The organism is Dolichospermum sp. UHCC 0406, from assembly GCF_009712025.1.
GTDB lineage: Bacteria > Cyanobacteriota > Cyanobacteriia > Cyanobacteriales > Nostocaceae > Dolichospermum > Dolichospermum lemmermannii.
The window spans coordinates 241,241-255,023 of record NZ_VILA01000002.1; the positions used below are offsets into that span (position 1 = coordinate 241,241).

The 13,783-nt window shown below is 37.0% G+C and carries 14 protein-coding genes; 9 read left to right on the forward strand and 5 right to left on the reverse strand.

Annotated elements, in window-relative coordinates:
• Positions 1-65 precede the first annotated feature (65 nt).
• The 3 genes from FJR09_RS03490 to FJR09_RS03500 are packed head-to-tail and all read left to right on the forward strand — an operon-like array spanning position 66 to position 1,078.
• Positions 66-428 (forward strand): hypothetical protein, encoded by a 363-nt coding sequence (locus FJR09_RS03490; protein WP_015078159.1) that lies wholly within the window; start codon positions 66-68, stop codon positions 426-428.
• Positions 425-826, forward strand: a complete 402-nt coding sequence (locus FJR09_RS03495; protein ID WP_168653696.1) for an HNH endonuclease — start codon at positions 425-427, stop codon at positions 824-826. The genes FJR09_RS03490 and FJR09_RS03495 overlap by 4 nt, the downstream gene beginning before the upstream one ends.
• A gap of 15 nt (positions 827-841) precedes the next feature.
• A complete protein-coding gene (locus FJR09_RS03500) occupies positions 842-1,078 on the forward strand; it encodes a YgiT-type zinc finger protein (protein ID WP_254433024.1) in 237 nt (78 codons plus the stop codon).
• Positions 1,079-1,165: 87 nt separating this feature from the next.
• On the opposite strand, the gene FJR09_RS03505 is transcribed toward FJR09_RS03500, so the two are convergent.
• Positions 1,166-2,371, reverse strand: a complete 1,206-nt coding sequence (locus FJR09_RS03505; protein WP_168653695.1) for a hypothetical protein — start codon at positions 2,369-2,371, stop codon at positions 1,166-1,168.
• Between the two features lie 197 nt (positions 2,372-2,568).
• On the opposite strand from FJR09_RS03505, the gene FJR09_RS03510 reads away from it, so the two are divergent.
• Positions 2,569-3,918: an ATP-binding protein gene (locus FJR09_RS03510; protein ID WP_168653694.1), complete on the forward strand. Its 1,350-nt coding sequence runs from the start codon at positions 2,569-2,571 to the stop codon at positions 3,916-3,918.
• A 20-nt stretch (positions 3,919-3,938) separates the two neighbouring features.
• A complete protein-coding gene (locus FJR09_RS25725; protein WP_015078153.1) occupies positions 3,939-4,067 on the forward strand; it encodes a hypothetical protein in 129 nt (42 codons plus the stop codon).
• Between the two features lie 1,007 nt (positions 4,068-5,074).
• Here the strand turns inward: FJR09_RS25725 and rpe are convergent.
• Positions 5,075-5,782: a ribulose-phosphate 3-epimerase gene (gene rpe / locus FJR09_RS03515; protein ID WP_015078151.1), complete on the reverse strand. Its 708-nt coding sequence runs from the start codon at positions 5,780-5,782 to the stop codon at positions 5,075-5,077.
• 117 nt (positions 5,783-5,899) lie between these two features.
• On the opposite strand from rpe, the gene FJR09_RS03520 reads away from it, so the two are divergent.
• The gene (locus FJR09_RS03520) at positions 5,900-7,492 is read left to right on the forward strand and encodes a S8 family serine peptidase (protein WP_168651855.1); all 1,593 of its coding nucleotides are present in this window, start codon (positions 5,900-5,902) and stop codon (positions 7,490-7,492) included.
• 251 nt (positions 7,493-7,743) lie between these two features.
• Here the strand turns inward: FJR09_RS03520 and FJR09_RS03525 are convergent, their stop codons facing one another.
• The 3 genes from FJR09_RS03525 to FJR09_RS03535 all read right to left on the reverse strand — a co-directional run bounded on the left by FJR09_RS03525 (position 7,744) and on the right by FJR09_RS03535 (position 9,693).
• Positions 7,744-8,016 (reverse strand): hypothetical protein, encoded by a 273-nt coding sequence (locus FJR09_RS03525; RefSeq protein WP_015078149.1) that lies wholly within the window; start codon positions 8,014-8,016, stop codon positions 7,744-7,746.
• A 74-nt stretch (positions 8,017-8,090) separates the two neighbouring features.
• Positions 8,091-9,137 (reverse strand): ABC transporter permease, encoded by a 1,047-nt coding sequence (locus FJR09_RS03530; protein ID WP_015078148.1) that lies wholly within the window; start codon positions 9,135-9,137, stop codon positions 8,091-8,093.
• Positions 9,138-9,174: 37 nt separating this feature from the next.
• Positions 9,175-9,693 (reverse strand): adenine phosphoribosyltransferase, encoded by a 519-nt coding sequence (locus tag FJR09_RS03535; protein WP_168651856.1) that lies wholly within the window; start codon positions 9,691-9,693, stop codon positions 9,175-9,177.
• Between the two features lie 252 nt (positions 9,694-9,945).
• Between FJR09_RS03535 and FJR09_RS03540 the strand changes: the two genes are divergently transcribed.
• The 3 genes from FJR09_RS03540 (at position 9,946) to FJR09_RS03550 (ending at position 13,711) form a co-directional block, all read left to right on the forward strand.
• A complete protein-coding gene (locus FJR09_RS03540; protein ID WP_015078145.1) occupies positions 9,946-10,572 on the forward strand; it encodes a DUF3038 domain-containing protein in 627 nt (208 codons plus the stop codon).
• 334 nt (positions 10,573-10,906) lie between these two features.
• Positions 10,907-12,181, forward strand: a complete 1,275-nt coding sequence (iscB, locus tag FJR09_RS03545) for an RNA-guided endonuclease IscB (protein ID WP_168653434.1) — start codon at positions 10,907-10,909, stop codon at positions 12,179-12,181.
• A gap of 126 nt (positions 12,182-12,307) precedes the next feature.
• A complete protein-coding gene (locus FJR09_RS03550; RefSeq protein ID WP_015078143.1) occupies positions 12,308-13,711 on the forward strand; it encodes a DUF4335 domain-containing protein in 1,404 nt (467 codons plus the stop codon).
• Positions 13,712-13,783 lie beyond the last annotated feature (72 nt).

Consider the following 13,783-nt stretch of genomic DNA (forward strand, 5'->3'; position numbering starts at 1 on the left):
TTTAGGGACAGGGAATAGAGGACTGGGGTATAATTGATAAACAACAAATATTCTTAATCAGCATTATGACTACAGTTGCCATTTTACCTATATCAAATGCCAGTGGTGAAAGGTCTTATCGTGCTATTGCTGGAGATAAACAGTCTGTTGGCAAAACTGCCGGTCAAGCTTTAGATGCTTTGACTACACAGTTAGGTGAAGTTGAATTTCGGGCATTATTAATTATTGATAACTTTCATCCTGATCAATTCTTCACTAGAGATCAACAAGAACGTTTATCCGAACTAATGACTATCTGGAGAATAGCACGAGATCAAGAACAGAAACTTCCGTCAGAAATACAAATTGAGTTAGATAACCTTGTTAATCTTGAACTCAATGCTGCTACTGCTAGAACCGCATCCTTAGCACAACAATGGAGTCAATGAATCAATTTTATCATCTTGTAGCAGATCGCGCCATTCATCGTTGTGAATATTGTCATGCACCTGAATTAGTATTTAATTTTCCCTTTGAAGTTGAACACATAGTTCCTACTTCTCTCGGAGGTACTAATGCTGAAATTAATCTAGCTCTTTCTTGTCGTTCTTGTAATCTTCGTAAAGGTTCTCGTATTAGTGAAATAGATCCTGAATCTAATATTGAAGTTCGTCTTTTTAATCCTAGAGAAGACCTATGGGAAGAGCATTTTCAAGTTAATTCTGAAACTGGTTTGATTATAGGTATAACATCTATTGGTAGAGTAACTGTAAAATGTTTAGAACTAAATAGTCAATCACAAGTGATAGCAAGACAATTATGGATTCGTTTGGGATTATTTCCGTAAGATAAACAAGAGGTTATGATGTTAAGCTGTCATAATTGTGGTTCAGATAAATTTACTGAAGAATTAGTTAATGAAACTTTTGAAATCGAAGGTAGACTAATTTTGGTTGAGGGTATTCCAGCTAAGGTTTGTTATCGTTGTGGAGAAATAACCTTTAGTAGTGAAACTGCTGAAAATATTCGTTTAATGTTGAATAGTAATCAAAAATCTCAGAGAAAAATTGAGATTGATGTTTTTGCTTTTTCTGCTTAACTGATAGCTTGAATGAGTCAGTTTGTCAGGTTTAGAAATGTTGGGTTTCGTTACCTCAACCCAACTTATTGCAGAAAGTCAGTGATATTAATATGGGGCATTTTCTTTGCTGGCAATAACAGCAAAACCTAAACGTGGTGATGGTATTTCAGGAATACAATCACCAGTGTTAACTATACATTTCCGAATCATGATCGGTGTATCTACAAATTTCACGGAAACATTATAACCTCCCAAATTTTGTGTACTCTTTTCTGTCATCATTTTTACTATCTCCTCAGCACCTAAATTGATTGCTGTTTGAGAAGCAAAAACAGTCATAAAAGTGACTTCTGTTCTTAACTTTTCTGTCATTTGACGCATAATCTCTTGACTGTATGCTCCTCCAGTAAAAAAGGATGCAATTGCTGATGCGGCAAAATTTTTTAACGATGCCCAATTTACAAAAGATTCTGACGAAAAGTAGACTATGGAACGATAATTATTAAGCATGATAGTCTCTTTAGTGGGATTGTAAGTATCACGATTTTCATCTTTAATTAGAGGTGGTGTATAACTAAAACTCGTTAATAAACTACCCAAACTAGGCGTTTGTCCATTGAGAATATTAGTAATTGCACTTGCATCTAGTTTGTAATTACCAAGGCTACCTTGACCACAATTAAAAACTGGTTTTCGTTCTGAGGTTGATATGTTATAGGTATAATCATATTTGCAGGTAGTTGACGCACTCTTAGATACAACTTTTTCTGGTGTGATTGTCCTTAGTTCCATTTCTACATAGGGAACTTTCTCCTTTCGATAATTAGTAAAAGGAACTGGTACATCTTTGCAAACTTTCCATCTACCACGTGCTACACATTTTTCCTCCTTTCGGACATCAGGATAAGGAACTTTTACCCAGCGATATTTATCCACAGGTACTTTTTCTTTGACTTCAGGAATTGTCACTTTCCAAGTATGTTTAGCTCGAACTTTGGCTACCAAAAATATGGTATTACTCAGTAAGTTGTATTCAAGTTTTTCAATCTCATTTTCACCTTGATTACCTATTTGGACTCGATTGATAGCAGATGAAATACTATTCGATCTAGATTGCCATTCACTAGCAATGGAATCCAATTTAGGAATACAATTCAACATTTTTTGGTCAACTGGCTTGAGTAAGTTAATCGTTTGAGGCTTGCTAGTCATAGGATCTTTGACACAAGCCTCAAGATTATATGCTTTCGCTGACTGACATAATCCCAACAGGCTAAAAATAGTGAATGCGGAAATCAGTGGAAATTTCATAGTTTTCAGGTGTGTTATCAACATTTGCTTTCTTTGAAGCTCTATTCTAAGCCCAAATACTGATTATTTCTATCTTAAAATATATTAATTCATCCGTATTTATGTAAATAAATATAATACTTGGAATCTCATATTATCTTGCTATATCTTACAATTATAAGATATAATCGCCGAAGTCCTCACTATTATTAAACTATATGAGTGTAACAGAAATTTTACAATTGGCAGATCGTTTGATATTGAAACAAGAAGGAAGACACCTAGATGAGATTGAAGAATTAATAATTAAGGGAACGTGGGAAAATAAAACTTATCAGGAAATTTCTAAGGAATGTAATCTTGGTGAAAGTCGAGTGAGAAATATTGGTTCTAAGTTATGGAATATTTTATCTGAATCTTTAGCAACATCTATTAATAAAGATAATTTTCGTTCTATTTTTAAAAGATTAAAAAATATCGAATCATATCAAAATATTTGTAATACAGGTGATAATTTTCATTTTTCACAAATCTTGTATAATTCAACAAAACAACATCAAAAAAATGATAATAATACTCAATCTAAATCAAATAATCACGACTTAACCCTAGCACCTCAAATCATAACCTTTCATAACAGAGAAACAGAACTACAAACCCTTACCCATTGGATATTAAATCAAAATACTCATTTAATCTCAATCTTAGGATTATCAGGTATTGGTAAAACCACACTCGTTAAAAGATTTATAGACTTACATCAACAAAAATTTGATGCTATAGTTTGGAGAAGTTTAAAATTTCCTCAATCTCTAGATTTATTACTTGATGATTTACTAAAACATCACAAATTAGACTCATTACCAACAATAAATGATAAATTAAAACAATTATTTGATATTCTCACAAATAAAAAATGTTTAATTATCCTTGATGATTTACAAAATATATTTATTCCTAGTCAATTCGCGGGAAAATATCAACCAGAATATCAAGATTATCAAACCCTATTCAAAATGATTACAGAAACCCAACATCAAAGTAGTGTCATATTAATTAGTCAAGAACAATGTCCAGAAATGGAATGTTTAGATGAAGAATTATATCCTATTAAATCTTTAGAATTATCAGGTTTAGATAATCCAGAAATTCTCAAAAATACCGGATTAAAAAATGAGGATAGTTGGTTAAAATTAATCAAATTATATGAAGGTAATTTACTTTATTTAAAAAGTATTAGTATATTAATCCATAAAAATTATGATGGTCAAGTTGTTGATTTTTTAGGTGAAAATACTTTACATATTACCAATCAAATGGAATCTCATTTTCAAGAGACATTTCACCATTTATCAACCCAAGAACAAGAAATAGTATTAGAACTAAGTAAATTTGAAAACCCTATTTCCAGAGAAGAATTAAGACAAAGTTTAAATTTATCCTCAGTTGATTTTAATAATGGTTTACAATCCTTACAACAACGGTATTTAGTAACCAAAATCAAAGAAGATAAAATTCTGTTTAAATTATCTCCAGTTTTTCAAGAATATGTGAGAACTTGTTGTTAATACGAAAATGTTAGCATCAGATGGAGAGCGATCGCATTACCGTCATGGCGCAACAACTCAATAAAATGGGGGCAAAAATCATTACAGGAGTCGAGACAATGCCTAAAAGTATTAGTTATCATACTGAATTAATTAATCTTAACGGGTGACAAAGCGGTTGAAGATGAGATATGGCAATAATTTGAGAAAATAAGGGGGTAAAAAAATAGGGATAAGGAAGCCCCCAAAGCAAAAAATGTTACCACAATCATATCAAACAATTTTCCGAAAGGATTTGAGTGAACAGCAGTATTTGACACTAGAAATATTGTTGTTATTAATACAAATTCTTAAAAACCAAGGATTTAACCCACATTCCGCACCCTTGACTGTCACAAACGGTGATTACGGAGGTAAATTGATGAAAAAGGAGTAAAAAAATACATTTATCTATAAAAAAATAAATTTTAGATAGGAAAGTTGGTTCAAATATATTCTCAATAAGAAGCAATAAAGAATAAGGGTGGTTTCTGGCAAAAAATATAATATAATTTTATTGTTAGTCTAAGTAGGTGAACGGAAAAAAACCGTAGACGCGAAGCGGCTTCTCGAAGAGTAATATGTAACGAAAAGTAAAATCTCCCAAAACCTCTTCTCTGTTCCCTGTTCCCTGTTCCCTTGTCATAACGACAATTTTTAATGCCAACCTACTTACATTAAACATGACAACAGAAACTCCACAAAAGTATCTGTTTTGTATTTTCTCATTTTTCTGTTGAGTCAACACATTTTTTGAGTTTTTTCATCGTAATTGAGGATAAACCTTTCAATGATTTTTAACTAAGTTTTCTATCAAAATAACCTCAGAACCAATAATTTCATACTTAGTCGTAAATATTTAACTGTATCTCTAACTTAATAGTAATCATTCCTATTTAGCTTCAACAAATTCTCTCAGCAGTTAGTTCTTATGTACTAAATACATCCGTTTCCTTGAGGTGTGACAGTTGTGGGTGCGGAATGTGGGATTTAAGCCAGGGATGTCGAAGTTTTATCAGGGAGTAAAATGTGGTAAAGGAGATGAATTAGGTTTATTTAGGGCTTGCTGTAATAAAATAGATCCCCGACTTCTCAAAGAAGTCGGGGATCTGAGTCTTACTTAATCACAAGTATTAAATTAAACAGCAGCTAATTCTGGACTCGGACGCTTACTGTTACGGATATTGGTAATTGCCTCAGCATAATCAGGAGCATTGAATACAGCCGAACCCGCTACAATAGCATTAGCTCCAGCTTCCAAAACTTGCCAAGTATTATTAGCCTTTAGTCCCCCGTCAACTTCAATCCAAGGATCTAAACCGCGTTCATCGCACATTTGACGCAACTTGCGGATTTTAGGAACTACGCTAGGAATAAAGCTTTGACCACCAAAACCGGGGTTAACGCTCATAATTAGCACCAAATCGCACAATTCTAGGACATATTCAATTAACTCCAAAGGTGTACCCGGATTAAGGACAACTCCAGCTTTTTTACCGAGTTCTCTGATTTGTCCCAGAGTACGGTGTAAGTGAGGGGAAGCGTTATGTTCTGCGTGTACGGAAATAATGTCAGCGCCAGCTTTAGCAAAACCTTCTACATACTTTTCTGGTTCCACAATCATCAAGTGGACATCCAGCGGTTTGGTGGTAACTGGACGAATCGCCTCCACAATCAGAGGACCTATTGTAATATTAGGAACAAAACGTCCGTCCATTACATCAACGTGAATCCAATCTGCTCCCGCTTTGTCTACGGCGCGAATATCGTCACCCAGACGGCTAAAATCTGCTGATAGGATAGAAGGAGCGATAACTATAGGCTTTTGAGATGAATTTTGGGTCATGGCTAGTGGGTTTTAAGCGTCTTCGTCTGTAAGTATCGTAACAAAATATGGAGAAATTATTAAAAATTAATTCAAAATTCAAATTTTTCAGAAAACTTCCCCCTCTTCCCCCAAAATATGCACAAAAATTGGATACTTTTTTGGAGTTTAGGTTTTTCTGGCTTGACTTTACCAGTCTTTGCAGGTGTCAAGGTTGGCAATTTTTTAGGTGCTAACGGTATTAATGCGCTGAAACTACATCAAGCTCCTTATAATTTGACTGGGCGGAAAATTGCTATTGGTCAAGTGGAAATTGGTCGTCCGGGGATGTTTGGCTGGGATAAAGCAGTATCTAAAAATCGGGCTGTATCTCCATTTGCAGTGTTTTCACGCAATGTCCCGGCTAAATCAAATGTTGGTGTTGATCCTCATGCCTATAATGTTTCTGGTGTGATGGTAAGTCAAGATAAGGCTTTTCCTGGTGTCGCACCAAACGCTCGACTATATTCTTCTGCTGTCGGATCTACAAAAAAAATCGGTCAACCGGAGGAGTGTTTATCAGCACAACACATTGCATTACAAAACGGTGGTGATGTGCGGGCGATTAATTTTAGTTTTGGTGAACCTCTAGAGCGTGATCCCCGACCAGAAGCTATGTTAGATGGTAATGCTTTACTAACATTATGTATTGACTGGTCTAGCCGGGTTCATGATGTTGTATATTCAATTGCTGGCAATCAAGGCAAAGGCGGGATTCCCATTCCTACAGATAATTTTAACGCAATTAATGTGGCTTTTTCCTCAGAACGCGAGGGAATTTTTAATAAAGTTCACGTTTCTAATTTGGCTAGTATTAATCAAGGTATAGAAAATCGTTTAGCTGGGAAAGAATTTAATATTGGGGGGAGAAGTGCAATTAATATAGTTGCTCCTGGGACTAATATTCCTTTACTTAATCCTGATGGTAAGTTAAATAAATCTACAGGTACGAGTTTTGCCGCCCCACAAGTTACGGCTACGGTGGCATTATTACAGGAATTTGTGGATAGACAATTACGAACTAAACAACGGAATTGGACTATTGATGCTCGTCGTCATCAAGTCATGAAAGCAATATTACTCAATTCTGCGGACAAAATAAAGGACAGTGGTGATGGTTTACGGTTGGGAATGACGAGGACTTTAATTGATAAACAAAATCAAGATTGGTTAGCAACGGACGCTTATAAAAATCCTAAAATTCCCCTAGATGCTCAAATGGGAGCAGGTCATTTAAATGCTTTTCGAGCTTATCAACAATTGAATGGTGGTGAATGGAAACCTAATGCAACTGTTCCGCCTATTGGTTGGGATTATGGTATTGTTAATGCTAATTCTTCTAGGGAATATGCTTTGCAAAAAGGTTTGAAACAAAATAGTTTTGTGGCTATTACTTTAATTTGGGATCGTTTGGTGGAGTTAAATGATAAAAATAATAATCAGGAATATGATATAGGGGAAACATTTATAGATAAAGGATTAAATAATCTTGATGTTTATTTAGTTAAGGAAAATGGGAAAAATAATGAAGTTGTGGTTTGTGATTCTGTGAGTGAGGTTGATAGTGTGGAACATATTTTTTGTCCAGTTCCTACTAGTGGGAATTATAAAATTCGGGTGCAATTTAAGAAGCAGGTAAATGAATCTACTCAACCTTATGCTTTGGCCTGGTGGACTGTAAGTGAAAAGTGATATACAGCACTTCCCGGTGTTATGAGGTACATATCTAGCGGGCAAGATGCCCGCACTACAAGAGTTTCATGATTCAACTTTGTACCTCATAAGAGCGGAAACCGCTGTAAGTAGTCGGGCAAAATTAATTGAACATTTTAAAAATCCCTAAACCAATTAATTTTGTAGGGGGCCAACCCCCTGTGGTTGCCCCAAATACCGGGGTAGGCACGGGGGCGCTACCCCTACATTAAATCCAAATCTTTTATGCTTTAAATATGCTGTAAAAACTCAACTTCTGGTAATAAAGGATCATTAACAATGCCTACACCAGCAAAACTCCAACGTTTGATCAAACTACCTATTTGGGAACTAGCAAGAGATTCTACAGTCAACCGGCTGGCTAAATCAGCAGCATGAGTATTGAGATAACTCAAAGCCTCGAAATCTTCTTTAAATAATAATAAATATCCTGATGTAGCATCATCAACACGGGCTGTGAGATATTTACCATCTGTTCTTGAACGAATAATATAATAAACCATTTGACAACTAACAACTGACAACTAACAACTGACCACTGACCACTGACCACTAACAACTGACCACTGACAACTAACTAATTCAAATCTTCTAACTTAATTCGAGGATCTGCTGCTTTTAAAATTAAGTCAGCAATTAAATTACCAATAATCAATAATACTGCACTCATTACTAAACTCGCCATTACCAAATATTGGTCTTTAGCTAAAACAGCTTGTAAAGTTAACTTTCCTAAACCCGGCCAGTTAAAGAAATTCTCCGTAATAAATGCACCACCTAACAAACCTGCTAATTCAAAACCCAATAAAGTAATTAACGGATTAATAGCATTTCGCAAAGCATGAACATAAATCACCCGATTTTCTGGAAGTCCTTTAGCGCGAGCAGTTTGAATATAATCTTGGCGTAAAACATCCAATAATTGACCACGCATAATTCGTTGCAAACCCGCAAAACTGGTAATACTTAAAGCAATTAGTGGTAAAACTGAATGCCAAGCGATATCGAGAATTTTACCTAACCATGTCAGGTCTGCATGATTAATACTGGTCATATTACCCACCGGAAAAAGTGGAGTAGTCAGTTGAGCAAAGAATAGTAGAAATAAGACAGTAATAAAACTGGGAATACCTTGACCAGCATAACTGACTATCTGTAAAACTTGGTCAGTTCGGCGATTTTGTTTCACAGCAGCGAGAATACCTAAAGGAATGGCGATCGCCCATGTGATAATTAAAGAAGCGATCGCTAATAACAACGTGGCTGGAACTCGTTCCCATAGCAGCGATGATACAGAACGTTGATAAACAAAACTTGTACCAAAATCACCCCTTGTCAAAATTTGCTTTAACCAAAATCCAAACTGTTGTGGCCAAGATTTATCTAAACCAAATTGTCGCCTAATTTCCTCAATCCGTTCTGGTGAAATTTTCGGATTTTGCCGCAGGGTATCTACATAATCTCCCGGAGACAACTTCATAATAAAAAATGACAAAGCAGACGCTAAAAAAATCGTCAATAGCGCCTGTAAAAGCCGTTTTATCACATAAATAAAAGTTTCATCCGTAACTCGCCTAATTAGCCAGTCTCGACTTATATCCAAGGAAATTTTTGTATTTGTCATTAGTCATTAGTCATTAGTCAGTTGTCAATTATGTTTTCTAATATTGAACCAGTGAGATAATAGGGACATCAGGTAAATGTTTCCGTCCTTGCAAATCCATTAGTTCGATGATAAACCCAAACCCTATCAGTTCACAGTCAATCTTTTGTACCAACTTAGCTGTTGCACTGGCAGTGCCACCAGTAGCAATCAAATCATCCACAATTAAAACTTTGCTACCTGGCACTAAAGCATCCTGATGTACTTCTAATGTATCTGTACCATACTCTAGTTGATATTCAATTGAGTGAACCGCTGCCGGTAATTTCCCTTTTTTCCGAACAGGAATAAAACCAGCACCTAATTTATAAGCAACAGGCGCACCAAAAATGAACCCTCTTGACTCCATACCAATAATATAATCTACTTGAAGTTCAATTTCAGAACATTTTTGTGCTAAAAAATCAATAGTATAACGCAATCCGTCCGGGTCGCTTAATAGAGTAGTGACATCTCGAAATAAAATTCCCGGCTTAGGAAAATCCGGTATCTCACGAATCAGAGATCTTAAATCCATATTATTTACCTAAGTAGTTAGTGGTCAATGAAGAAACAAAGGGCAAGAAGCGAAAATTTTCCTAATCTCTGCCAAATCCTACCCTATAATGTCATTGACGATCACCAAGAATTTGAAAATTTAATGTATATGCAAATATTTGGGTAGAAAAACTAAGTAATGTATATAATTGAACTGCCATATCGCGCCAGCAATTAGCGGTGGACGGATAAGTAAATCAGTTTATTGGAAACGTATAAGGTATTTGATAGAATGAACGTCTCTGCTAGTGTCACATCTTTAAACATCCCAAAAGCTCAGGGAATGCCCATGATTTTGGATACTTTACCAGATCCAGCGATCGCTGGTCAGGTATGTCCAGCCAGAACTAGATTGCAAATAGATTTGATGTTACTAGCCATTGAAGCCTTAGAAATAGGCGGTTCTGAAGCCATTTTGTCCTTTGCTGAAGAATTAGACCTCCAAGGGATCATCAAAAATCGGGTAAACTTATGGCGGATGCGAGCATCTAACCCCATGCGGAGAGCGCATAGTCGCCGGCCTTTAGATATTTTAGAAGCCAAAGCGTTAGTAGTTATTGCCTGCTACATTTCTCGACGCTTAACAGTTGTGATCCGCCAACTACTAACCATATATCAACAATTGGCTGAGAAGCAGATTCCCCCAGAACAAAATTTAAGATTAGCTAATTACCTAGAAAGGTTTAGAGCGCATTTTAAAAGTCGGATGAATTCCCGTCGTTCCGGTGTCCTAGCATTAACTTCTAATGAAAAATTAGATGAACTAGCTATAGACTTATTAGGAAAATTACTATTTTGTACAGGTACAGCGGGAATGCAACGGTACTGGATTTCTCTTTTTGACGGTGAGGTAGAATAAATAGAAGTCAGTAACTCAGGGCTAAAGCCACTGAGCTTGTAAGAGTAATCAAGCAAGCTGTACTGACCAGACCACCCTGAGCGTAGTCGTTCGCGAAGCGTCCCGTAGGGTAGGGTAGCCGTTATTTGAGTCAAGACACCGGAGAATGCGACGCCCCTTCGGGGTTCAGCAGTCGCTCATGGGGGAAACCCCCAAGACCGCGCTGCTTCACTAGTTTTCCGCTCTGTCGTTTGTAATTAAACAGTTTTAAAGTCACTGAAACAGTGTTGCAAGCCTAAAAAGCTCAGATAACAAGGTCAAAGCGAACATCACCTGAGCAATCAGAGAGGCAGAAATGTCAAATTACGCATTAGTTCTCGACACAAACAAACAACCTTTAAGCCCTTGTCATCCCTCGGTAGCAAGGAAATTATTGGATTCTGGAAAAGCTGCTTTATTTAGGATGTACCCCTTTACTATCATCTTAAACAAGTCATGCTCAGATATTGTTAACCAAGCAATAGAACTCAAAATAGATCCTGGTTCCAAAACTACGGGCATAGCATTGGTTCAGGGAGAGAAAATCATTTTTGGTGCAGAACTTTCTCATCGAGGAAGTGCAATTAAAGCGTCCCTAGAATCCCGTCGCTCACTCCGCAGGGGGAGACGAAACCGCCATACTCGCTATCGTCAAGCCAGATTTTTGAATAGAACCAGGACAAAAAATTGGTTAGCTCCAAGTTTGCAGCATCGAGTTGAGACTACCTTAACTTGGGTTAACAAACTCATTAAGTTTATTCCCATCACAAGGATATCTCAAGAGCTTGTCAGGTTTGACTTGCAACAAATAGACAATCCAGAAATATCAGGTATTGAATATCAGCAAGGCACTTTGTCCGGGTACGAAGTCCGTGAGTATCTACTTGAGAAATGGCAGAGAAAATGTGCTTACTGTGGGATTGAGAATGTTCCCTTGCAAGTTGAGCATATTCATCCTCAAGCCAGAGGTGGCACTAATCGGATTTCTAATCTTTGTCTTGCTTGCGAGAAGTGCAATATCAAAAAAGGCACTCAGGATATTAAAGACTTCCTGGCTAAGAAACCGGATCTTCTCAAATGTATTCTGGCACAAGCAAAACGACCTTTAAAAGATGCGGCGGCTGTGAACTCTACCCGTTGGGCATTGTTTAGCCGACTTCAAGAAACTGGTTTACCCGTTTTCACTGGTTCTGGTGGTCAAACTAAGTTCAACCGAACTAGATTAAACTTTCCTAAAACTCATTGGCTAGATGCTGCTTGTGTTGGACAAATTGGAGAATTGGAAATTTTAACGAACAAGCCTTTGCTAATCAAAGCAACAGGGCATGGAACTCGTCAAATGTGTCGGACTGACAAGTTTGGTTTTCCATCTCGATATGTGCCGAGAATTAAATTTGTCAAAGGTTTTCAGACCGGTGATATTGTGAAAGCAATTGTTACTACTGGGAAGAAAATCGGTAAATATATTGGTCGTGTTGCAGTTAGAGCAACAGGTTCTTTCAATATTTCTGCATCAAAATTAGTTCAGGGTATTAGTTATAAATACTGCAAAATCATTCACCGCAAAGATGGCTATGATTACGCATTTTAAGATTGACGGGGATTAAAATCCCTTGAGTCGCGGCTGGTGAGCCATGTCGATAGCGTAGCGTGGCGTTAGCCATACTATCCCTCTGGTCCCTAAAGGGACTGAGTTTCCCACTTCCCACGAGGTTTTATGAATATCCAACGTAAATATAGTTTGCCTAATTGTACCCTGCTCCTAGAGGGGTTAAGTGACATGACACAGACTGCTAACTTTCAAGAACTGCGTCCCCAACTATCTATATTAGTGAATGCAGAATGCTATATATCTAGTTATACTCAACCCATTGTTGGTGGCAGGGAATTTTTTGAAAGCTTAGTTAGAGCAGTCAGCGCCTACGCCCAAGAAGTTTTAAGCAATATCCCCAACCCTCAAGTTCAGAATCATAATTCAGAGTTAGTTGAATTACAAAAAATTAACAGCAACAGCCACAGATTAACTGTTCACACTGAAATCACAGGAGACATGGGGGGAAACACCAGCGAAGGACAACCCATTCAAATTGTCCTGAACACAGTCCAATTATTTGATTTAGTTGAAGCCGTAGATCAGTTTTTTGCTGACAGCCAGACTTTACCAGAATTATCCCTAGAACTACACCCAGTTAATCGCAGTTATAGTGGTTCAAATCAAACCTTACTCAAACAGGCAATCCCGGCTACCATGGGCGTATCCAGTCTAGCCGTAGCTGCATTGGCTTTTAGCTTAATTCCTGCACCTCAAGTCAGTCCACCTCAAGTCAACCCAGAGGTTGAGTCCAGCACTTCTATTCCCACGCCCACAGTAGCAGTAACCCCTACAACTACACCCACAACTACACCCACAACATCAGCAACCCCTACCGCAGTTCAAGATTTAGAAACACTTTTAAAGACAGTTCCAGAAATAAAAGATCCATCTCAATTACGGGCATTAAATCGCCAAGTTTATAACCAAATTCATCCAGCTTGGGTAAATCGCTCAGAATTGCCAGAGGATTTAGTCTATCGTTTAGGTGTCGCCGCCGATGGTAGTATCGTTGGTTATAAAGCAGTCAATCAGAAAGCTAGTGACGCAATAGATAAAACACCACTACCTAAACTGCTCCATAATCCTGCTAATCGCGTCCCGAATGAACCTATTGCTCAATTCAAAGTCGTATTTACCCAAAAAAGGTTTTTAGAAATTAGTCCCTGGCTAGGATACGCCAAAACACCAGAAGTAACTGGCAAAAAAATTACTGACACCAGTAAAATCACAGATCTAAATCAAAAGCTGTATAGTACAATTCGTCAAAATTGGAGTGTGACTCCCACCTTTGCCAGCAACTTGAAATATCGAGTAGCGGTGAATAAAGAAGGTGTGATTGCTGACTATGAACCACTCAACCAAGTTGCTTTTGACTACTTCCGGGAGACACCTTTACCCCAGATGTTCCAATCAGTTTATGGCTCAAATGTAGCTGCACCCGATAATAAAGAAGCACTAGCTCATTTTCGAGTAGTCTTTACCCCTAAAGGTGAATTAGAAGTCAAACCTTGGAAAGGATATAAGTAATTAAAAATGCAAAATTAAAAATTAAAAAAGAAGAATCCAATTTTTTAATTTTTAATTATTAATTTTTAATTA